This is a genomic window from Parabacteroides sp. KHUB-02 (genome assembly GCF_056640955.1).
Genome location: NZ_JBWQEV010000001.1, coordinates 935,978 through 956,265, shown reverse-complemented (window position 1 = coordinate 956,265; position 20,288 = coordinate 935,978). Strand labels below are relative to the sequence as shown.

Annotated in this window: 16 protein-coding genes and 1 riboswitch; of the genes, 3 read left to right on the top strand and 13 right to left on the bottom strand. The window is 47.4% G+C overall.

The genetic code is table 11. From position 1 onward, the window contains the following. Window position 1: 1 nt before the first annotated feature. The 5 genes from nusG to ACYIA1_RS04115 form a co-directional block, all read right to left on the bottom strand. Entirely contained in the window at window positions 2-1,114 is a 1,113-nt protein-coding gene (gene nusG / locus ACYIA1_RS04135; RefSeq protein ID WP_480334478.1) for a transcription termination/antitermination protein NusG, read from the bottom strand. A 528-nt stretch (window positions 1,115-1,642) separates the two neighbouring features. After that, complete coding sequence (locus ACYIA1_RS04130) at window positions 1,643-2,575, bottom strand: tyrosine-type recombinase/integrase (protein WP_005857932.1); 933 nt, start codon at window positions 2,573-2,575, stop codon at window positions 1,643-1,645. Window positions 2,576-2,692: 117 nt separating this feature from the next. Further along, window positions 2,693-4,852 (bottom strand): M3 family metallopeptidase, encoded by a 2,160-nt coding sequence (locus ACYIA1_RS04125; protein WP_005866465.1) that lies wholly within the window; start codon window positions 4,850-4,852, stop codon window positions 2,693-2,695. 41 nt (window positions 4,853-4,893) lie between these two features. Further along, on the bottom strand, window positions 4,894-7,014 hold the full coding sequence (locus tag ACYIA1_RS04120) for a M3 family metallopeptidase (RefSeq protein WP_044546359.1): 2,121 nt from the start codon (window positions 7,012-7,014) through the stop codon (window positions 4,894-4,896). A gap of 164 nt (window positions 7,015-7,178) precedes the next feature. Continuing rightward, window positions 7,179-7,358: a hypothetical protein gene (locus tag ACYIA1_RS04115; protein WP_005857938.1), complete on the bottom strand. Its 180-nt coding sequence runs from the start codon at window positions 7,356-7,358 to the stop codon at window positions 7,179-7,181. Window positions 7,359-7,466: 108 nt separating this feature from the next. Between ACYIA1_RS04115 and ACYIA1_RS04110 the strand changes: the two genes are divergently transcribed. Then, the gene (locus ACYIA1_RS04110) at window positions 7,467-8,414 is read left to right on the top strand and encodes an NAD(P)H-dependent flavin oxidoreductase (protein WP_005857940.1); all 948 of its coding nucleotides are present in this window, start codon (window positions 7,467-7,469) and stop codon (window positions 8,412-8,414) included. 44 nt (window positions 8,415-8,458) lie between these two features. On the opposite strand, the gene ACYIA1_RS04105 is transcribed toward ACYIA1_RS04110, so the two are convergent. The 4 genes from ACYIA1_RS04105 to ACYIA1_RS04090 form a co-directional block, all read right to left on the bottom strand. Continuing rightward, window positions 8,459-9,643, bottom strand: a complete 1,185-nt coding sequence (locus ACYIA1_RS04105; RefSeq protein WP_480334474.1) for a TolC family protein — start codon at window positions 9,641-9,643, stop codon at window positions 8,459-8,461. Between the two features lie 5 nt (window positions 9,644-9,648). Continuing rightward, entirely contained in the window at window positions 9,649-12,732 is a 3,084-nt protein-coding gene (locus tag ACYIA1_RS04100) for an efflux RND transporter permease subunit (protein WP_480334472.1), read from the bottom strand. Window positions 12,733-12,747: 15 nt separating this feature from the next. After that, window positions 12,748-13,977 carry an efflux RND transporter periplasmic adaptor subunit gene (locus ACYIA1_RS04095; RefSeq protein ID WP_005866455.1) on the bottom strand — a complete coding sequence of 410 codons (1,230 nt, stop codon included), beginning with the start codon at window positions 13,975-13,977 and terminating at the stop codon, window positions 12,748-12,750. Window positions 13,978-14,055: 78 nt separating this feature from the next. Continuing rightward, window positions 14,056-14,460, bottom strand: a complete 405-nt coding sequence (locus tag ACYIA1_RS04090) for a DUF6769 family protein (RefSeq protein WP_005857949.1) — start codon at window positions 14,458-14,460, stop codon at window positions 14,056-14,058. Between the two features lie 70 nt (window positions 14,461-14,530). On the opposite strand from ACYIA1_RS04090, the gene ACYIA1_RS04085 reads away from it, so the two are divergent. After that, a complete protein-coding gene (locus ACYIA1_RS04085) occupies window positions 14,531-14,950 on the top strand; it encodes a hypothetical protein (RefSeq protein ID WP_005857951.1) in 420 nt (139 codons plus the stop codon). A gap of 56 nt (window positions 14,951-15,006) precedes the next feature. Here the strand turns inward: ACYIA1_RS04085 and ACYIA1_RS04080 are convergent, their stop codons facing one another. Beyond that, window positions 15,007-15,777 carry a sulfide-dependent adenosine diphosphate thiazole synthase gene (locus ACYIA1_RS04080; protein ID WP_005857953.1) on the bottom strand — a complete coding sequence of 257 codons (771 nt, stop codon included), beginning with the start codon at window positions 15,775-15,777 and terminating at the stop codon, window positions 15,007-15,009. 62 nt (window positions 15,778-15,839) lie between these two features. Beyond that, window positions 15,840-15,936: riboswitch (TPP riboswitch) on the bottom strand. A 399-nt stretch (window positions 15,937-16,335) separates the two neighbouring features. Between ACYIA1_RS04080 and ACYIA1_RS04075 the strand changes: the two genes are divergently transcribed. Then, window positions 16,336-17,664 (top strand): hypothetical protein, encoded by a 1,329-nt coding sequence (locus ACYIA1_RS04075; protein WP_048927835.1) that lies wholly within the window; start codon window positions 16,336-16,338, stop codon window positions 17,662-17,664. 345 nt (window positions 17,665-18,009) lie between these two features. Here ACYIA1_RS04075 and ACYIA1_RS04070 read toward each other — a convergent pair whose 3' ends face one another. The 3 genes from ACYIA1_RS04070 to ACYIA1_RS04060 are packed head-to-tail and all read right to left on the bottom strand — an operon-like array spanning window position 18,010 to window position 20,220. Next, complete coding sequence (locus ACYIA1_RS04070) at window positions 18,010-18,534, bottom strand: IbrB-like domain-containing protein (protein WP_005857955.1); 525 nt, start codon at window positions 18,532-18,534, stop codon at window positions 18,010-18,012. After that, window positions 18,518-19,819, bottom strand: a complete 1,302-nt coding sequence (locus tag ACYIA1_RS04065; protein WP_196009082.1) for a DUF3440 domain-containing protein — start codon at window positions 19,817-19,819, stop codon at window positions 18,518-18,520. Before ACYIA1_RS04065 ends, ACYIA1_RS04070 begins: the two co-directional genes overlap by 17 nt. Beyond that, entirely contained in the window at window positions 19,816-20,220 is a 405-nt protein-coding gene (locus ACYIA1_RS04060; RefSeq protein WP_005866444.1) for a hypothetical protein, read from the bottom strand. The genes ACYIA1_RS04065 and ACYIA1_RS04060 overlap by 4 nt, the downstream gene beginning before the upstream one ends. Window positions 20,221-20,288 lie beyond the last annotated feature (68 nt).

The following is a 20,288-nucleotide window of genomic DNA, read 5'->3' as shown; positions in this document are numbered from 1 at the left end:
TTTATTTATCGCCGTTCCCATGCCCGAACCAACGGTCGTAATCACGTAAACGACGTATCAACACGGACTTGCTCCTCTTGGGCGAGGCCTCCTCCATCCAAGGGTCAACCAGCTCGTGCGCCATGCGCTGGTAGAGGCTGCTGTCCGTACAGCCGTACAGCGTGACCAGCAGCAAGGCACGGGATTGCCCCGCTTTTACCACGGGGAGCATGCTGCGCATCGTGGAGCGCAAACGATCGAACTCATCCGACTCGCCCAAAAGCAGATAGGCAGGAAGGAGCAAAGAGTAAAGCTTGCAACGGATCACGTCGGTCTCACCACGGAGAGAGGCGTAGCCACGCAGGACCTCACGGGCCAGACGGGCATCCTCATCCACTACCACGCCGGAGGCGTGGTAACGGCCCAAGGCATCGTGCAAGCCCTCCGACAGACGGTCGTTGTCCAAATGGGTATACACGTGCTTGCCCCCCGTGTTCAGCTCGATCAACTCATACTCCCCCGCTCTCACCTCGAACAAGGGGACCCACAGACAGTCGAGGATACGCACCATCACGTCCTTATGCCCACCGCCCGGCTGCACCACCACCTCCGCCTCCATGTCGGTAAAAGGGCCGGAGGTGATACGCACACGGTCGCCTTTCAACAAGCGGCCGCTATCTGGCACGTACACCGGAAGCTCGTTGGAGTAAGAAGCCGCGACCCAACGCAAGGTATCCATCTCACGATCCGAGAGGTACGGGAAATAAGACCGCCCGCCGGAGGAAACCCGGGGGAGGAAATTATACAGGGGAAGCGTACGCTTCAGGCTAAAGATCTCGTCCTCCGAGGCGTGGACGAACACGTAGTTGTACAGCAGGGGCCGTTTCGTGTTGACCATCTTGCCGCCCACCTTCCTCGCCTCGACATACGAGGGGGAGAAATACTCGAACAAGGCCTCCCCACGACGCTCACGGCGGGAAAGCTCAGCGTCCAGCCCCTTCGAGGGACTGATCCTGTCACGCCCGCCACCGGCGGTAGGGAGCGTGAGCACGTACCAACGGACGGCCTCCTGGTCACGTCGCTTCAGAACATGCGCCATGAACCTATCCGAGCACTTGCCTGTCAATATATCCATCTCTATGATTATCTTTTCCAGTGGTTATCCCATGGCCCGAAAACAGACCCCACGGCAATTCAGAGCCCTACCAAGAATCATTTATATCATCTTGATAAACAGTACTTTATATTTTTAAATGTGGCATTACTGAAAATTACCATCTCTTGAAATCTTAGGCTACTTGGGGAGTAGCCTAAAAGGTGCGAGAACGGTTATCACCCGGTTGTAGAGACGGGGCACGCCCCGTCTCCCACTGTCTGATAGTAGCTTTAAGTTACCATTTGGAGGGGATGAGATGGGGCGTGCCCCGTCTCTACAGGAATACACACAGGTTATAAGGCATGGTGGAATGATACCGGGAACAAGAGGTCATTTCACCCGCATCACCATGTCTATACGTCTAGGATAAAACAGGAAAATCAAAAAATAGAGAGGATCAAACGCCTACAATGAGTAAACAAGCGCATTTGTTTGCTTGTTTTTAGTTATTTTTTACTACATTTGCGCCGTGAAATCTTACGCTACTCCCCAAGTAGCCTACTCCCTTTACCCTACTTTCGGTACATGATTGTACACACTCTCAAAACAAATTTTATTCACCGCAGACATCTTTTCCAACGAGAAACTTTTCAAATAGATTTGCGTAGTCTTGATCGATTTATGGCCCAATAGTTCGCTGATCATCTCAATCGGGACATCCTGTTCCTTCAAAATCATCGCAAAAGAATGACGGATCGAATATGAGGTGATCGGGATAGACACACCGCAGGCTCTCGCCAACCTCTTCAAATTCCGGTTAAAATGGGCCAAAGCGGAAGTGTACTCCTTGTAGGCTTCTTTTCCCACTTTTATCCCTTTCAAGAAAGGAAACAAATAGGGTGAGTCCTTACCTACATCACTTGACAGTTCCCTCAGCGACTCCCATGCGGTAGATTGTACCTCTATAAGCATCGGAGTACCCGTTTTCTGGCGTTTATATTCCAAAACCCCACCCCGGACATTCTCCTTTTTCAGATGAGCGAAATCCACGAATGCCATACCGCAAAACTGGAACATCAGGCACAATGCCTGCCGTGTTTTTCTCAGTTCCGGATCATCTAATGAGGCCGTCATCAGAGAACGTAATAAATCCTGTGGTAACGCCTTTTTGCGTTTGCTCTCTATACCCGTGAAAACTCCCTTAAATAAATAAGGGATATAGGGGGCCAACCCTTCCTCCACCGCCATGTTGTACACACAACGGATCCGACGCATATAGGTCGACACCGTGTTCCATGTACATCCTTTATTCAACAAAAAGGCCTGATAACGCCGAAGGTTCTCCTTATTGACATAGATATAGGGAATTACCTCCAACCCACAAAACCGCATGAATGAGTTCAATGCATCCTGATAGCTCTTCGCCGTGGAATAACGCCCATCCACACGCAATTTATAGATATACAACCTCATCCCTTCTACTAAATCCTTTTTCTCCATACTATCGCTATTTTTTCGTGATAAAACTTAGCAAATGTAATACAGATCCGGGAGGTTGAGCATATACAAAAAAAGGCGAACCAACCGGTCCGCCTTTATAAAATCTCCATTTCTAGATTATTTCAGTCCTCTATTCTTCAGCAACGGATCCGTACCCGGTTCCTTGCCACGGAAATTCTTGTACATATCCATAGCGTCGTCGATACCGCCCGGGGTCAAGACATATTTACGGAATTTATCGGCACATTCTTGATTAAAGATGTCGCCGGTTTCCTTGAATGCCTCGAAAGCGTCGCAATCCAATACCTCAGCCCAGATGTAGCTATAATAGCCGGCGGTGTAGCCGCCACCCATCGTATGGTTGAAGTAAGTCGTACGGTAACGGGAAGGGATTTGTTTCAGCAAACCACGACGGCCTAACGTCTGTTGCTCGAAATCCATCACGTTCAAGTTGGCCGGAACATTATTCGTCTGGTCAACGAACTTGATCACCTTCTTATCCGCAGCGTCACCACTGATCGCATGGAAATCCATATCCAGATAAGAAGCCGCCAGATACTCCGTCGTAGCGAAACCTTGTCCGTACTTACCGCTCTTATCCAACTTCTCGATCAACTCGGCCGGGATCACCTCGCCGGTCTGATAATGCTTAGCGTACACCTTCAATACTTCCGGCTCGAATACCCAATGCTCCATAACCTGTGAAGGCAACTCCACGAAATCACGAGGAACACCGGAAACACCGGAGTAATGCACGTCACGGAACAAGCCGTGCAAACCATGACCGAACTCATGGAACAATGTATTCGCCTCATCAGCGCTCAACAACGCAGGTTGTCCCGGAGCGGGCTGGCTAAAGTTACAAACGATCGTTACGACCGGAGCCACACGCTTGCCATCCTTATAAGCCTGCGGACGATAAGAACCACACCACGCACCACCACGCTTGCTGGCACGAGGGAAGAAATCGAAATAAATAACGCCCAAATGAGAGCCATCCTTATCTTTGCACTCAAAAGCCTGCGCTTCCGGATAAGGCAACGGAATATTACGGATCGGGGTGAACGTGATACCATATAACTTATTAGCTACATAGAAAGCACCCTCACGAACATTATCCAACTTCAAGTAAGGACGAACCTCATTCTCATCCAAATTGAATTTAGCTTTCTTGGCCTTCTCGAAATAATAACGCCAATCCCAGCCCTCGGCCTCGAAATTGCCGCCTTCTTTCTTGATCTCGGCGTTGATATCGGCCAATTCCTCTTTCGCTTTCGCCAAAGCAGGCTTCCAAACCTCGTCTAGCAATTGATAGACCTTATCCGAGCTTTTCGCCATACGATCCTCCAACACGAAAGAAGCGTAATCATCATAGCCCATCAACTTCGCTTTCGCCAAACGAGCGGCAACCAAATCACGAACCACTTCCTTGTTATCGTTCTCATTATTATTATTACCACGGTTGATATAAGCGTTGAACATCTTCTCACGCAACTCACGTTTATCGGAATATTGCAAGAACGGCATCACGCTCGGGTTCTGCAAGGTAAATACCCATTTGCCTTCCATCCCGGCATCCTTGGCCGCTTGAGCGGCGTTAGCGATCAAGGTCTCGGGCAGACCGGAAAGATCCTCCTGCTTGTCGATCACCAATTTAAAAGCGTTCGTCTCTTTCAGCATATTCTGTCCGAAAGTAAGCTGTAGCATGGAGATCTTGCTATTCAACTCACGCAATTTAGCCTGATCCTCAGCGGAAAGATTAGCGCCACCCCGAACGAAGTCCTTATAAGTCTCCTCCAATAACTTCATTTGCTCCTTATCGAGACCCAACTCATCCTTCTTATCGTATACCGCCTTCACACGAGCGAATAATTTCGGATTCAAGTTGATATCATCACTATATTTTGACAATAGCGGCGACATCTCACGGCTTAACGCCTGCATCTCATCATTCGTATTCACGCTATTCTGTCCACCGAAAACGATCTGGACCTTCCGAAGCAACGCACCCTGCTCATCCAAAGCGACAATCGTATTCTCGAACGTCGGCTCCTCCGGGTTATTCACGATCGCCTCGATCTCCTTGCGTCCCTCTTCCATGCCTTGCAATAGGGCCGGTTTGTAGTGCTCGAACTTGATTTGATCAAAAGGTGGAACTCCAAACGGGGTGGTATATTCCGCAAAGAACGGGTTCTCACCCTCCACGGTCTTCTTTTCGGAAGTACCGCAGGCAGTAAGCATAACGGCTAATCCTGCTGCCATAATTAATTGTTTCATCTTTACTGATTTTTTGATTTATGAGTTATAAATTGTTCTGCTCATTTTAGCCCTCTGTTCTCCAACAGCGGATCGATGCTAGGTTGTTTGCCACGGAAATTCACGTACATGTCCATAGCGTCGTCGATGCCGCCCGGGGTCAGTACGTATTTACGGAATTTAGAGGCAACCTCCGGGTTGAAGATATTACCCGTCTCCTTATAAGCTTGGAAAGCGTCGCAATCCAACACTTCCGCCCAGATATAACTATAATAACCGGCTGTATATCCACCTTCCATCGTATGTCCGAAATAAGTGGAGCGATAGCGAGACGGAATCTGACGGATCAGACCACGATCGCCCAAGACCTTCGCCTCAAATTTCTCAATATCCAAATCGGCAGGGATCTCTTTCAATACATGATAATCCATATCCAGATAAGAGGCGGCCAGATACTCCGTCGTAGCGAATCCTTGTCCATACTTGCCACTCTTGATCATCTTGTCTACAAGGGCTTGCGGTATTACCTCGCCGGTCTGGTAATGTTTAGCGTACACTTTCAATACCTCCGGCTCAACGGCCCAATGCTCATCGACTTGCGAAGGTAGCTCCACAAAGTCACGAGGCACATCGGACACGCCATAATAATGAACGTCGCAGAATAAACTATGTAGGGCATGACCGAACTCATGGAATACGGTCTCGGTCTCGTCGGCCGTCAAAAGCGCCGGTTGTCCCTCCGCCGGTTTACTGAAATTAAACACGGTAGTAACCACCGGGGCTACCCGTTTCCCATCTTTATACGTTTGTGAGCGGTAACCGCCGCACCATGCGCCACCTCCTTTGCCCGGGCGGGTAAAGAAATCCATATACAGCACGCCCAGATGCGTACCATCTTTATCCTTGCACTCGAAAGCGAGAGCGTCGGGGTCCGGTTTCGGGATGTCCTTGATCTCGGTAAACGTGATACCGTATAATTTATTGGCTACATAGAAGATGCCCTCACGTACATGTCCCAACTCAAAATAAGGACGCATCTCGTTCTCGTCCAAGTTATATTTCGCTTTCTTGGCTTTCTCGAAATAATAACGCCAGTCCCAGCCCTCGGCCTCGTAATTACCGCCTTCCTTCTTGATCTCGGCGTTGATATCGGCCAATTCCTCTTTCGCTTTCGCCAAGGCAGACGGCCAGATTTTATCGAGCAAGTCGTACACGTTCTTCTCGTTCTTCGCCATATTCTCTTCCAATACGAAAGCGGCATAATCCTCATATCCCATCAATCGGGCTTTCTCCAGACGAGCGGTAACCAGCTGCTTAACGACCTCCTTATTATCATTCTCATTATTATTGTTGCCACGATTTGTATATGCCTTGAAGATCTTCTCACGCAAATCACGCTTATCGGCGTATTGAAGGAAAGGCATCACGCTCGGATTATGGAGGGTAAACACCCACTTACCATCCAGACCATTCTCTTGGGCCGTTTGCGCCGCCTTGACGATCACGTCTTCCGGCAGACCGGATAAATCCTCTTTATTATCGATCACTAATTGGAAAGCGTTGGTCTCTTTCAGGGTATTCTGTCCGAAAGTAAGTTGGAGCATGGATATCTTCTCGTTCAGCTCACGCAACTTCGCCTGCTTATCCTCCGGCAGATTGGCTCCTCCCCGGACAAAGCTTTTATAGGTTTCCTCCAACAGCTTCTTCTGTTCCTTATCCAGATGGAAGCTCGCCTGATTCTCATATACGGATTTCACCCGGGCGAAAAGCTTGGGATTTAAGCTGATATCATCCGAATGTTTGGATAAAAGGGGATAAAGCTCACGTTCGAGCTCTTGGATCTCGTCCGTGGTATTCACACTGGATTGGCCACCGAAAGCATACATTACTTTAGTAAGCAACTCGCCACTTTGGTCTAAGGCCACGATCGTATTCTCGAATGTCGGCGCATCCGGATTTGCCACGATCGCCTCGATCTCCTTCGACTGCTCTTCCATGCCTTTCAAAAGAGCCGGCTTGTAATGAGCCACCTCTATTTGGTCAAACGGAGGCACCCCGAACGGTGTCGTATACTCCGCAAAAAACGGATTGGGTGTAGCGCCTTCCGCTACATCGCTTTTCTTTGAGGAGGAACAAGCTCCCAAAATAACCGCTAAACCTGCGGCCATAAGCGTTTTATTCATGCCATTGTTATATTAGAATTACAATGGACAAAGATAACGAAGTTTTGCGTTACAATTCTATTTCAAATTGTTATTATTTAGAATCCGGAAAAAGATTTTCACAATTCACACAAAAAAGATCCCCAAAGGGAGATCTTCCCTTCGGGGACCCAATATGCTTTCATTCAATGTTCAATCGAATCGCTCTCTATACCGTCCTCGATATTTTCATTTTCGATCGTTTCTTGTAAATCTTGAATGTCATTAGACGTGTAATCATCCGACAATACCGAATTGGTAGACATGGTCTCATCGTGAAGATCATCGCTCTCATCCCATAACGTTTTCATTATATTCTCTGGCATATCTCTTATATTTTAAAGTTATATGCCTATTCAACAACCTCGACAAAGAAATTGTTGTTCCAATAAAAATAGTTCACTAATTTTAGCGAGATTAACGCAAGAAATAATATGAATCGAATTTGTAGTCTTTTTGGTATTCAGTATCCCATCATACAGGCGGGAATGGTTTGGTGTAGTGGTTGGCGGCTAGCTTCAGCGGTTAGTAACGCCGGTGGATTAGGATTGATCGGGGCAGGCTCCATGCACCCGGAAGTGCTCCGGGAACATATCCGTAAATGCGAGGCGGCGACCGACAAGCCTTTTGGCGTGAATGTCCCGCTGATGTACCCGGAAATCGATACCTTGATGCGGATATTGGTGGAGGAAAAAGTGAAGATCGTATTTACCTCCGCCGGTAACCCGAAAACATGGACAAAGTATTTGAAGGATCATGACATGACGGTCGTTCACGTGGTAAGCAGCTCTAAATTCGCCACGAAATGCGAGGAGGCCGGAGTGGATGCCATCGTTGCCGAAGGCTTCGAGGCAGGCGGGCACAACGGACGGGAGGAAACAACTACGATGTGCCTGATCCCCGCTGTCCGGAAAGCGACCTCCCTCCCCCTTTTGGCGGCAGGAGGTATCGGAAACGGTCAAGCGATGCTAGCGGCACTCGCACTAGGGGCCGACGGCGTACAGATAGGCACTCGTTTCGCCCTAACCAAAGAAAGCTCGGCACACGAGAATTTCAAGAAACTATGCTTGAATCTTAAGGAAGGCGATACGAAGTTATTATTAAAGAAACTGTCTCCTACCCGTCTGGTAAAAGGAGATTTCGCTACGGCAGTGGAAGAAGCGGAAGCCCGGGGAGCGTCCGTGGAAGAATTACGTGAGTTATTAGGCAAAGGACGTGCCAAGAAAGGAATCTTTGAGGGAGACCTAAAGGAAGGCGAGTTAGAGATCGGACAGGTAGCGTCTTTATTCTGGGAGGAATTATCCGTGGAAGAGGTGATGAAAGAATTGATCCGGGACTTTAAGCTATCCTTAGAGAACGTAAAAACACAGTTGTGTTCGTGAGAAAACACAACTGTGTTCAAGAGAAAACACAGTTGTGTTCCTTATCATAATCGATACTTATACAATTGCGCCATGACCTTTTGGTATTGGTTTTGCAATTGCAGGTAGTTTTGCACGCTTTGGTAATAGGTCGTCACATCCACGAAATACTCGATCATAGAGATTTGCCCGGCCTGTATAGCCTTGTTCAACAAGACCAAGCTATTCTGCCTTTTCAGCACATCCTTATATTCATCGATAGATTTCTTTAAGGAGACAGACTGGTCATATAGCTGCCTCAACCCATTCTCTACCGTGAAAGAAGCACTCTCCAACTGCATCTCCGTATAGCGGGCCTGAGCCTTCGCCTGTTTCACGTTATTACGGTTCGAGAACAACGGGATGGTGATTCCTACCAAGAAACCATTGAAACGCTCTCCACCCGAGGCGGGATTCATACGATACCCTAACTCAAAGCCGGGCAGACCTTTCGCCTTATTCACGCTCACCTGCCGAAGGGCTGTCGTCTGGTCGCTACGCAAAGTCTGTAATTGCGGATCGGATTGTATCGCCTCCGTTCTCAGCTCATCAAAGGAAAGCACCTCCCTATCCGGCAAGGCGTAAACCGTATCCGTAAACTCGATAGCGATACCGCCATTCAAGGTAGCCAGCTCCTGCAGCTTGGCAATACGGGAAGTCTCGTTCATCCGGGCCTCTGTCCGAGCGTTCAATAATTCCAGATCGATCTTGTTTGTCTCAAGGATATTCGCATTTCCTTTCTCCAAACGAGTCGCATAAAAAGCGGAAAGTTGCTCGGCGTTCCTAAGACGGGTATCCAATAGGTTCTTCTGCTGGTTCAACAGCACCAAATCTAGGCAAACCTCTTTCACCTGCAACAAGATTTGCTGACGAAAAGCCATCCCTTGACGATCCAAACCCGCGGATTTCGCCTTCGTCAGCTTATGCTTCCGGACATATACGGACGGGAAATCAAAGCTTTGGGAAGCCACGAACTCGCCCGTGAATCCCATCCCTTCTTTATTCCCCCAGAAATGCGAATAAGAGACCGAAGGGTCTGGCAAATTATTATCCAACTTCGCCTCCAGCTTCTGCGACTGGACCAACTGGCTGTTCGCCTGTAAATCCTTATTGTTCGCCTCCACGCTCCGGAGCACGTCCTCTATAGAAGTCTGGGCGGAAAGGCCGCCTGTCAATACAGACAAGGCGGCGACTATAATATATGATTTCATAAAACTTATTCTTTATTCTTGTTCATTATCAGATAAACAATCGGGATGATGAATCCGTTTAAGAACGTAGAGGTTAATAAACCACCCAAGATCACCGTCGCCATCGGGCTTTGGATCTCATTCCCGGGAAGATCGCCATTCAACGCCAACGGGATCAACGCCAAGGCGGAACTCAACGCCGTCATCAAGATCGGGTTCAAACGGTCTAGGGAACCTTGTATCACGGACTCACGCAATCCCATTCCCTCTCCACGCAAATGCGTATAGTGGCTGATCAGCAGCATACCGTTTCGGGTAGCGATACCAAACAAGGAAATGAAACCGATAATCGCCGGGATACTGATCTCGCCGGAAGTAAGCCATAGGATAATCACGCCACCGATCAACGCCAACGGCAGGTTCAACAAGATCACGCCGCTCTCCTTCACGTCCTTGAACTCATTGTACAGTAACATGAAGATCACCAATAACGACATCAATGACGTCAGCAATAAGGTACGGCTGGCCGCCGCCTCGCTCTCGAACTGGCCACCATATTCGATATGGTATCCCTCCGGCAAACGGATATTAGCCTCTACCCGATCCTGTATCTCATTAACCACACTTCGCAAGTCACGTTCCGATACATTGGCACTAATCACGATCTTACGTTGCACATTCTCACGATTGATCGTATTCGGACCGGTCACGGAACGGATATCGGCCACGTAGCTTAGCGGCACTTTCTGTCCGGCGGCATCGATCATCAGATTACTAATATCATCCATCGTGGCACGGCTAGCGTCGGAGGTCTTCACGGTCAGGTCGAAGCTCTTGCCATCGTCGTACACCTGACTTACGGCCTCTCCACCCAACATCACATTGATATATTCCTCGAACTCCGGCAGGGGAATACCATATTTAGCCAGCAACTCACGTTTCGGGGTGATTGTCAACTGCGGACGCTCGATCTGTTGCTCTACCTTCAAGTCCACCAGACCCGGGATCGTTTGGATAGCGGCCTTGATCTGGTTTCCGACCGTAAACATCAGGTTCAAGTCCGTACCAAACAGCTTGATAGCGATATTCGCCTCCGTACCGGAAAGCATAGCGTCGATACGATGGGAAATAGGTTGCCCGATCTCTATATTAGCGCCACTGATCGTAGATAACTTCTTGCGGACATCATTCATCACCTCATCCCGACTACGGTCTTGCAATTCGAAAGGAGCCTCGATCTCGGAAACATTCACGCCCAAGGCATGCTCATCCAATTCCGCACGACCGGTCTTCCGAGCCACAGTCTTTATCTCGGGCACTTGCAACAGCAACGCTTCCGCACGGCGTCCGATCTGATCCGACCCGTCCAAGGAAATTCCCGGAAGCGAGCTTACGTTGATCGTAAAAGAACCCTCATTGAACGGGGGCAAGAAACTACGTCCCAAATGAAAGAAGATCACCAAGGCGACCACAAACAAAGCGATCGTGGTACCTAGCACCCATTTCTGGTAAGCCAACGCTAACTCCAAAGCCCGTTTATACACCACCTTCAACTTCCGGGCTATCCAAGCCTCACGCAGTTCCTTCATTCCCGTCGCTTTACGGTTCAGCAAATAGCTACAAAGCACCGGGGTCAAGGTAAGCGCCACCACCGTAGAAGCAAACAACGCCACGATAAAAGCGATACCCAGCGGAACCAACATACGGCCTTCCATACCACTCAAGAAGAACAAGGGCACGAAGCTCACCACGATAATCAAGGTAGAGTTCAAGATCGGCATACGTACCTCACGGGAAGCGTCGTAAACCACCTCCAAGGTAGAGCGTTGCTGATCCGGAGGCAAGAGCCGGTTTTCCCAGATTCGTTTATACACGTTCTCCACGTCCACGATAGCGTCATCCACCAAGGAACCGATAGCGATCGCCATACCTCCCAAGCTCATCGTGTTAATCGTCAATCCCATGTAGTGCAATACGATGATAGAGACCAGCAAAGATAACGGCAAGGCTACCAACGAGATCACCGTCGTACGTATATTCATCAAGAACAGGAACAAGACGATCACCACGAAGAAACTACCCTCAAACAAGCTCTTCTTTACATTATTAATAGAGTTATCGATAAAATGACTCTGGCGGAATATATCCGTAGAGACATGTACATCCACCGGCAAGTTCTTCCGCAAATCGACAACAATCTCGTCCAGCTTCTCCGTCAACTTCTCCGTACTCGTATCCGGCTGTTTAGTCACGGTAATCAGCACGGCTGGCTTTGTCCGCTCGGAAGCGGTTCCCAGCTTCGGGCTTTTACCGCCGATCTTAACCGTAGCGATATCACCCAGCGTAACCGGATACTCATTCACGGTCTTCACCACACCCTGAGCGATCTCTTCCGCCTTCGACGTAGACAAGACTCCCCGGATGATATACTCATTATCAAACTCATACAATACACCACCATTGGCGTTCCGGTTCATATTCCGACAAACATCCAACACCTCGTTCAACCCTACACCGTAGTGCTTCATACGAGCCGGGTCCAACAAGATCTGGTACTCCTTAATATCGCCACCGATCACGGCAACCTGCGCCACACCGCCCGTAGACAACAAACGGGGACGGATCGTCCAGTCGGCGATCGTACGTAAGTCCAACAAAGACGTGGAATCGGCGGTCAAACCGAGAATCATCATCTCACCCAAGATGGATGACTGCGGGCCTAAGGTCGGTTTACCTACGTTCTCGGGAAGGCTCTCACCCAAGACAGCCAGTTTTTCGGACACGATCTGACGAGCCCGGTAAATATCCGTACCCCAATCAAACTCTACCCAAACCACGGAGAATCCGGTGGTAGACGAGGAACGTACACGCCGCACGTCCATCGCACCGTTCACGGCAGTCTCCACAGGGAATGTCACCAAGCGTTCCACCTCCTCGGGAGCCATACCGTTCGCCTCGGTCATAATCACGACCGTCGGGGCGTTCAAGTCCGGGAACACATCCACGTCCGTATTAAACGCCGTGTACGTACCCCAGATCATCAGCAATAGCGCACAAACCAAGATTACCAACCGGTTGTGCAATGAATAATAAATTATCTTATTTAACATGCAACGTCCCTCCTATTAATGGCTATGGCTATGAGCCGGTATCGCGTTAGAAGCGGAAGACAACTTGATCTGGTAAGCGCCACGAGTCACGACCTCATCGCCCGGTTTCAATCCGGAAAGGATCTGTACCTCCGAGCCGTTATTCGCTCCCAGCGTCACCCATTGCTTCTTATAGCCTTCCTCATCCAGACGGATAAATACCGAATAAACGCCCTGCTCCTCGATAAGGGCGGAGACAGGCACGCTCAAGACATTCTCCATCGGCTTTGTCAACAAAAAGATCTCCACGAAAGAACCGGGGATAACCGCTCCTTTATTATCGAACTCGAAAGTCACCGGTACATAGAAAGAGTTCATATCGGAAGCCTTTCCATACGATAACAACCGTCCACGCAAATCAGACAATTTATAGAGAGCGTTATCATACGGAGTCATGAAATTAGCGGTTTGGATCATGGGAAGATCGTTGTAATACCTCTCAGACACGTCCGCACGCAATACCAAACGATTGTTTTGCGAGATCGTAGCCAAAGGCTGGCCTACGGATACATAATCACCCTCTTTCACTTGGATGTTCTTCAAGTAACCATTCAAGGGAGAGACTACAGACACGCCTTTCGCCGTCTGTTTTCCCGCTATCGCCTCATAAGCGACCTTGGCGTTCTCGTAATTCAAGCGGGCCTGCTCGAAATCCTTGGCGGATACGATCTTATCGCCTACCAAGGCTTGCATACGCTCGTATTCCTTTTTCGCCGTCTCATAAGCGAATTTAGCCCTTGCCGCCACGTCTCCATCCGAGAGGGCGTTGGAAGCGATACTCAACACGGCCTGTCCCTTGCGTACCGCCGTACCATCCACGAATGGCAAGCTACCAAACGAGATCACGCCGGGGACGGTAGCGACGATCACGGACTCCTCCCCTTGCGCTGCCATCACTCGTCCGCTCGTCTTGATCACATCCGTGAAAGGAGCGGGATTAACCGTTACGGTTTGTAAACCAACAGCCTCGGCCAAGGCTTTCTTAAAGACGATCTCATCGGGATGGGTACCACCGGCCTCATGCTCATGGTCATGGCCTTCGTGTTCATGTCCCTCATGATCATGATCGTGATCCTCACCTTCATGCTCATGGTCGTGAGCCTCTAATTCATGATTATGCTCATCGTGTCCGGCTTGCGACGCATTTCCCGCACAACCGGCAAACAGGTAAGCGCACATCGCACCTACCAAATATATTTTCTTCATTGTGTAAAAAATCTTGATATCGTTAATAATAAATAGATAGGGGCAAGTCTGTCCTCACCCACTCTCACAAACGAGGTATCAAGACATAGGAGGGGCACGAAGTCCCGAGGCACTCACTATCCAAGTGTCGTGCAGCGACTCAATGTAGGGGGCGTTCTCGTGATCAAGGAGCTGTCCGCAAAACGCCGGTTCAGGTGGATAAATGTAATCAAATAAGACGAGTAACGGCATCAGATGTATATCCACATCTCCATCCATAAAATGAGAAATATGCGTACTGAAATAGGCCAAGTTATGCCCGTCGCAACCGCAATCATGCGTATCAGTGCTTTTATCGCCATGCGCTTGCTCCGCGGTCAAGGATTGATAACAAGGCATCCCGTCCCGGTGATGATGGTGAGGGATAACCACAGAAAGCAATGCCAAGATGCCGGCCATCAGCACCACGTATTGTACAACCCTCTGTTTCATTTTCTCACGCATGGCACAAAGATAAGGATATTTTTCCGTTTTTTACATGAATGTTGTAAGTTTGCGGTAAATAAAAAGATAGATGAAGTTTGGAGTAAATAAAAAGGTATTATTATATACCGCCGGTTGCGTATGGATTTTCGCCGGTATCAATATCTTACGCATCGGTATCGTCACATGGTTAAACGATACCCATTATTGGTTATTCAAGATCGGGGAAGCGACCATCGTTTTCTTACTTTTCTTCAATTTGGTCTTTAAACGGCTTTTCTATAAACATTCCGAACGGATCTCCCGGAAAAACGGGAAACATTGCCCGTTCTCTTTCTTCGACGTGAAAGGTTGGATTATCATGATCTTCATGATCGCTTTCGGGATCACGATCCGTGCGCTCCATTTACTGCCGAATTCTTTCATTTCTGTATTCTATACGGGATTATCCACGGCGTTGATCATAACGGGATTCTTATTCTTGAGACAAGGAAAAACCGTTGGGAATTGAGAATTGAAAATTAAAGATACAACAATCAATAATTTTCAATTCTCAATTCTCAATTTTCAATTCCCAAGTTTTTCGCAGATCAACTCAGCAGCCTTCTTGCCGCTCATCAGCATGCCGCCAAAGATCGGTCCCATACGGAAGCTACCGCTTACGCCGTTAGCGGCCATACCGGAAACGAATAATCCCGGGTAGATCTCCTTCGTGTTCTCCACCGTCGTCTGCTCACCCAGCTCCACATTCAAGGAACGCTCGCCGATCACGCCTCCGGTCGGTGTATTCAATTGGATATCATTCTTACGGGCTACCACACGGGCAATCTCGCAATCATGCCCCGTACCTTCCAAGACAGCCTTTGCCATGATCGTCAACGGATCCACGTGCATCCCCTCACGGATTACCGGAGCCCAGTTCACTACCACACCGGCTACGGCATCGTTATGAAACACCACGTCCTCTACCGAATAGCAGTTAAAGATCGTAGCGCCCGCCTTCGTCGCCTGATAAATCAAAGCGGAAGTGGTATGTACCGAATCCATGATATACGTGCCGTTAGCACCTTCCTTATAGCTTACGCCCAATTCCTTGATGATCGGCATAGCCTCTTCCTGCACCACGATATCGTTGAACATCATAGCGCCGCCCCACATACCTCCACCGGGAGCCAGCTTACGATCAAACAACGCCACCTTCTTACCGGCTTTCGCCAAGAAATAAGCGGCTACGATACCGGAAGGTCCCCCTCCCACGATCGCTACATCCACAGACAAGTTGCTCTTCAACTTCTCGAAGTAAGAGTCAATGATTCCACTTGAAACAATCTGTTCCATCTTAATAACTAATTAAAGTTTAAACATCAGGGAGCACATAGAGGTAACGCCCCCTTTATTTCCTAGTTCTACCTTATTTTCCCTTCGCCGGCATTACCCGGATCAGGTTCGATGGGTATAATCTCAGCCCGTATGACTCGGGCACCCCTATGTGAAAAGTCGGGAGCAAATGTACAAAAAATTAGTATAACTGTACACCTTCAGGTTCCACTTCTATGTTTCCCCTCAATTTTTCCGTCATTCGGATGGATAATGTATAAGATGCCTTGAAGATTTGCCAGCAATTTCATCGGGTACAATAGCCAATAACATTCATATAAAACCATAGGTTATCAGTATAATTATCACGGTATGTTAGTCTTTTCCTTGTTGCAATGCAAATTCTTTGCAAAAATCATCGGTCAAATAATAAATATCTGTAACTTTGCTTACGATAAACGTAGTGGTATTAAATCTGTAAATCTTGTAATTAGGTAATTCAAACTTATAGTTTCTATCTCTGGTTTTCAATTTATCAACCAATAGGACTCATATTAATCCTTATAAATCACTGCAATTATGTCAATGCATGCTATAGAAAGTTTGGTGGAATATTCCGTGATAACAACAGCGACCGCCTCTCCTGTTCCACCTTTGGCACAAAGTATTTGTTATAGTCTTTACCAAATCCAGAATCAACTGGACTGCGGGTACACGGTATTACGGGTTCGTGATGAACTGGAACAACTCGGTTATCTCTCTCTTTTGCCTCCGGAGCAATTGCCTGAGCCGGAGCGTAGCGAGGCGAGGCGGCTTGCCATAGAGGGCGGTTTCTTGAAAGATGGTACTTATGTGGACGGTTGTTCCGGAAAGTGTTGTGTCACCGCAGGGACTGCGTTATGGAAAAAGCTGCTTGAGATGGGTGTTCTTCCTGTATCGGCAAAGGCGGAACTTCGGCTACTAGCCCCTTTGGAATTGGCGGAACAAATTGTTCCCTTAGCTTCTAAGGCACTTGCCGAAGGGGATAAAAGAGGAGCCGATACGCTGGGACATTGGTATGCGTTCTTTCCGCTACTTTGCGTAGTGGAAGGTTTGGACGATGACAATGCACCCGAACCGGAAAGAATCCAAGCGTTGCTCCGGCTGCTGGCAGTTCCCGAAGCGTTTGAAGTGGCAGGAGCCTATGGGAAAGAGATGGATTTCGATTTTGAAGAAGAGGAAATGTCTTTCCTTGCCGGTTGGGAGACCCCGTACAACCAGTGGAAAGAGAAACAGGAATCTCTATTTCCAGAATTTTGTAAACGCATAATGTACAAGCTTATAGAAAAGCATGATTTTGCGGAAGCCGACCGTTATGCCTCCCTTACAGGAGATGAAAATGATCCGTCACGCCTGCTCCACCGTTGCGTGGTCAGTTTCGCTTGCCACCAATGGCTGAAGGCACAAGAACCGGGCACGTTGCCACCGGAACGCCTGCTCTCTCTCCTTGAGGTCAAAGAGGGGCTTGAGTACCTGAGCGGACTGCCGTTAACTGAGCAGGAACTTGCTACTTGCCGTATTTATTTGTTACAGACACTTGTATTGTTGGGTGATTATCCGGCTACCATCGAAATGCAGCGATCCCTGTTTACGGAAGCTATCAACAAACTGGAACAATACCCCGAAGGAGAGACAAAACAGATACAACAAATCGCATTATCCATCAGCTACTACCAAATGCTATACACTAATCTTCCGGACGATTATCCCTCTAAGAAAGAATGGATGCGAAAAGGATTTCCCGGATTGATGGAACTACCCGGCATCAAACGGATATGTGGTGAACTGCTTCCTGAAATGCCGCAAATGGCAGATACGCTGCAAGGATATATGGAACAATGCGATGCCTTGATACAATATCTTAAATAAAAGAAGTTATGTGCTTTACCGTCAGAAAAATCAATATCATATTGTCGCTGCTGTTAGTGGTGGTATGTTCTTGGGGACAAGTAACGGATGCGAAGAATTTTACAATCACTCCGCAAACCGTAGTGAAAACCAATTTGCCCAAACAGGCTCCCTGCTTGTTTGAGTTGCAAGACATATTGAGAGAACGATTCGGGCAAAGCGCCATTATGGGAGGGTTACGGGCAAAAGGCAATTCGGTTATCGAGCTTTGGACAGACTCTGAGTTGGAAGGGAAAGAACATTATATACTCGATATATCGGCGAACAAACAAATTGCTCCTCAACATATTGAGAAATGTAAAAAGCTTAATCTTCTTCCGACCAGTCATCAGACCAACCGAATTCTTTATCCCGGAATAATTCAGCTAATCCCGAAATCTGCTTGAACCGAAGTAACTCATTTTTATCCATTCCAATATTACGCATGATCCACTTATCAGACATCCCAGATTTGACCAACTCCGTAACAATCTCCGTCATAAGTTCCAAGTTGTGCATCCCTCGAGCCCTGTTATGGCGAATGGTTGAAGCCATTCGGTTTGAAATATCTTTCTCAATCACCGTTACAGGCAACATTCCTTTCTCACGATCATAAATCCTTTGAGATTGCTTCATAACCAGATAACGATGATAACCATCTACTATCTCATATAAATCATCCTCTTCAAGATAATAACAGACGCAAGGCATCGTATAGCCATCCTCCCAAATGGAAAGTTCCAATAATCGCATTTCCGGTGGTGCCATGATATTAGGGTTATAGCTGTTGGCTACAATTTTTTCTATAGGGACAGCCCTAACACCATATGCCGGACTAACAAAGTTTCCCATGCTTATAAAAATTATATTTGTCCATTACTTCTTTTCTCATATCCCTCTCTCGTTTTGTCTGGGAAAAACCCATATACTTGCATGTATGATCGTTTTTCAAAATACAAACACACATACGTTTGTAAGTAGGGATTTCTTTAAACTCGGGTATATTGATATCATCGATATACTCCATCCGTACTGGTTTCTTATCCGTATGGTAAGCGGTACATTCTTCCACAATGATAGGAATATTAGCCGCCCGTAACTTAGCGATTGTCTCCTCACTGAGGCATCCCCCTTTTTCTCTCCAGAATTTACGGCTGACTCTTAACTTATTCAAATAGTTCTCACGAGTTTCTTCGGGTAAGGTATTTAGGAGAAAATACATATATTTCTCCCAAGAGAACCCGGCTGGGCACTTGATAGCCCTCCATCCCATAGCGGAGGTATTCCCATATATACCGGCAAAGCCAACACCGTTTACACGTCCAACCATCCTCCCCCACATGTCGGGATCGACAACTTTGTAAATGAACAGTGTGGATATCGCTTGGGATATGAATGGGCTCGCCACACGTTGCCGGGACAAAGGCACCCCTGCTTGATAATACAAATCATACAAATGATTATATGGCCAACCGAACTTTCCGTTCGCTATCCAGATATCCTGAGTTTTCCAATCATAAATAGGATATGCGTTATATATAGAATAATTCATTCTGCGAGTCCATTTATAATTAGCTAGTTTTCTGTAATTCTTATCACTATGTATGGCCCGCCACCTATTAAAACTCTCTTGGGTACGGATACCAACAAGGCAACATATACGCCGGCCCATTTTCCGTTGATACAACCAAAAAGGGAACATATTCTGAAAATCATAATCCCACATGTCCACCTTGAAGAAGTCAAAGTCTTTCGCCCGGAGACATGAATGGGGCATCTCTCGAACCCAGATATCCCGGCACTCCTCGCTCCAAGGTCTCCAATATTGTTGAAACATAGATGTACATGTCTGGACTTTAAAAGGAACACAACAATGATAAATATCAAGGATATCGGAATTAGCGGCATAAACCTTTTCCACATATTCGGTCGTCTGGCTGTATTGAACCTCATAATCCATATGAAATACACCTAGTTTTCGTCCCGGAGCGTATCTACGAATATAATCTACACACAAATTCAACAGTACACCACTATCCTTTCCGCCGGAAAAAGAGACGTATACGTAATCGAAATAATCAAAAATGATCTTCAATCTTTTCTCTGTCGCCTCGTACACATCCATTCTTCGCATCATGACTCTACCTCCGGTAAATAATGCATTTTATCATAATTTTTCCACTCAACACATGTCTGGAACTTTTTTTGTGAGAACACTTTTACATGACGTTTATGCACAACAGCCATAAGTGAAGCTTGAGATGAAAAATCCTTTATGACTTCTTCAAGAAGTTCACTCAATACCGAAGGATCGTCACCACTCACGAAATAATTGTCTATAGAGTAATAGATATGTCCTTTTTTTACAGGCATAAAACCAACAACAGCCGTTTCATGAAAGGCTATATACCAAACGTGGCTACGAGATGTTTTAAAAGGGTAATTGTTATTTTGTCGCAAAATGGCTGGATTCATGACCAAAGGCGCGACAAGTTCATATAACAATTTGTCCGTTCCCTGCAATGTCATAATTTTCATGGTCTGCACTTAATAATATTACCATGCAAATTTAGGCATTATATATAGATACCGTAACCACAAAAACA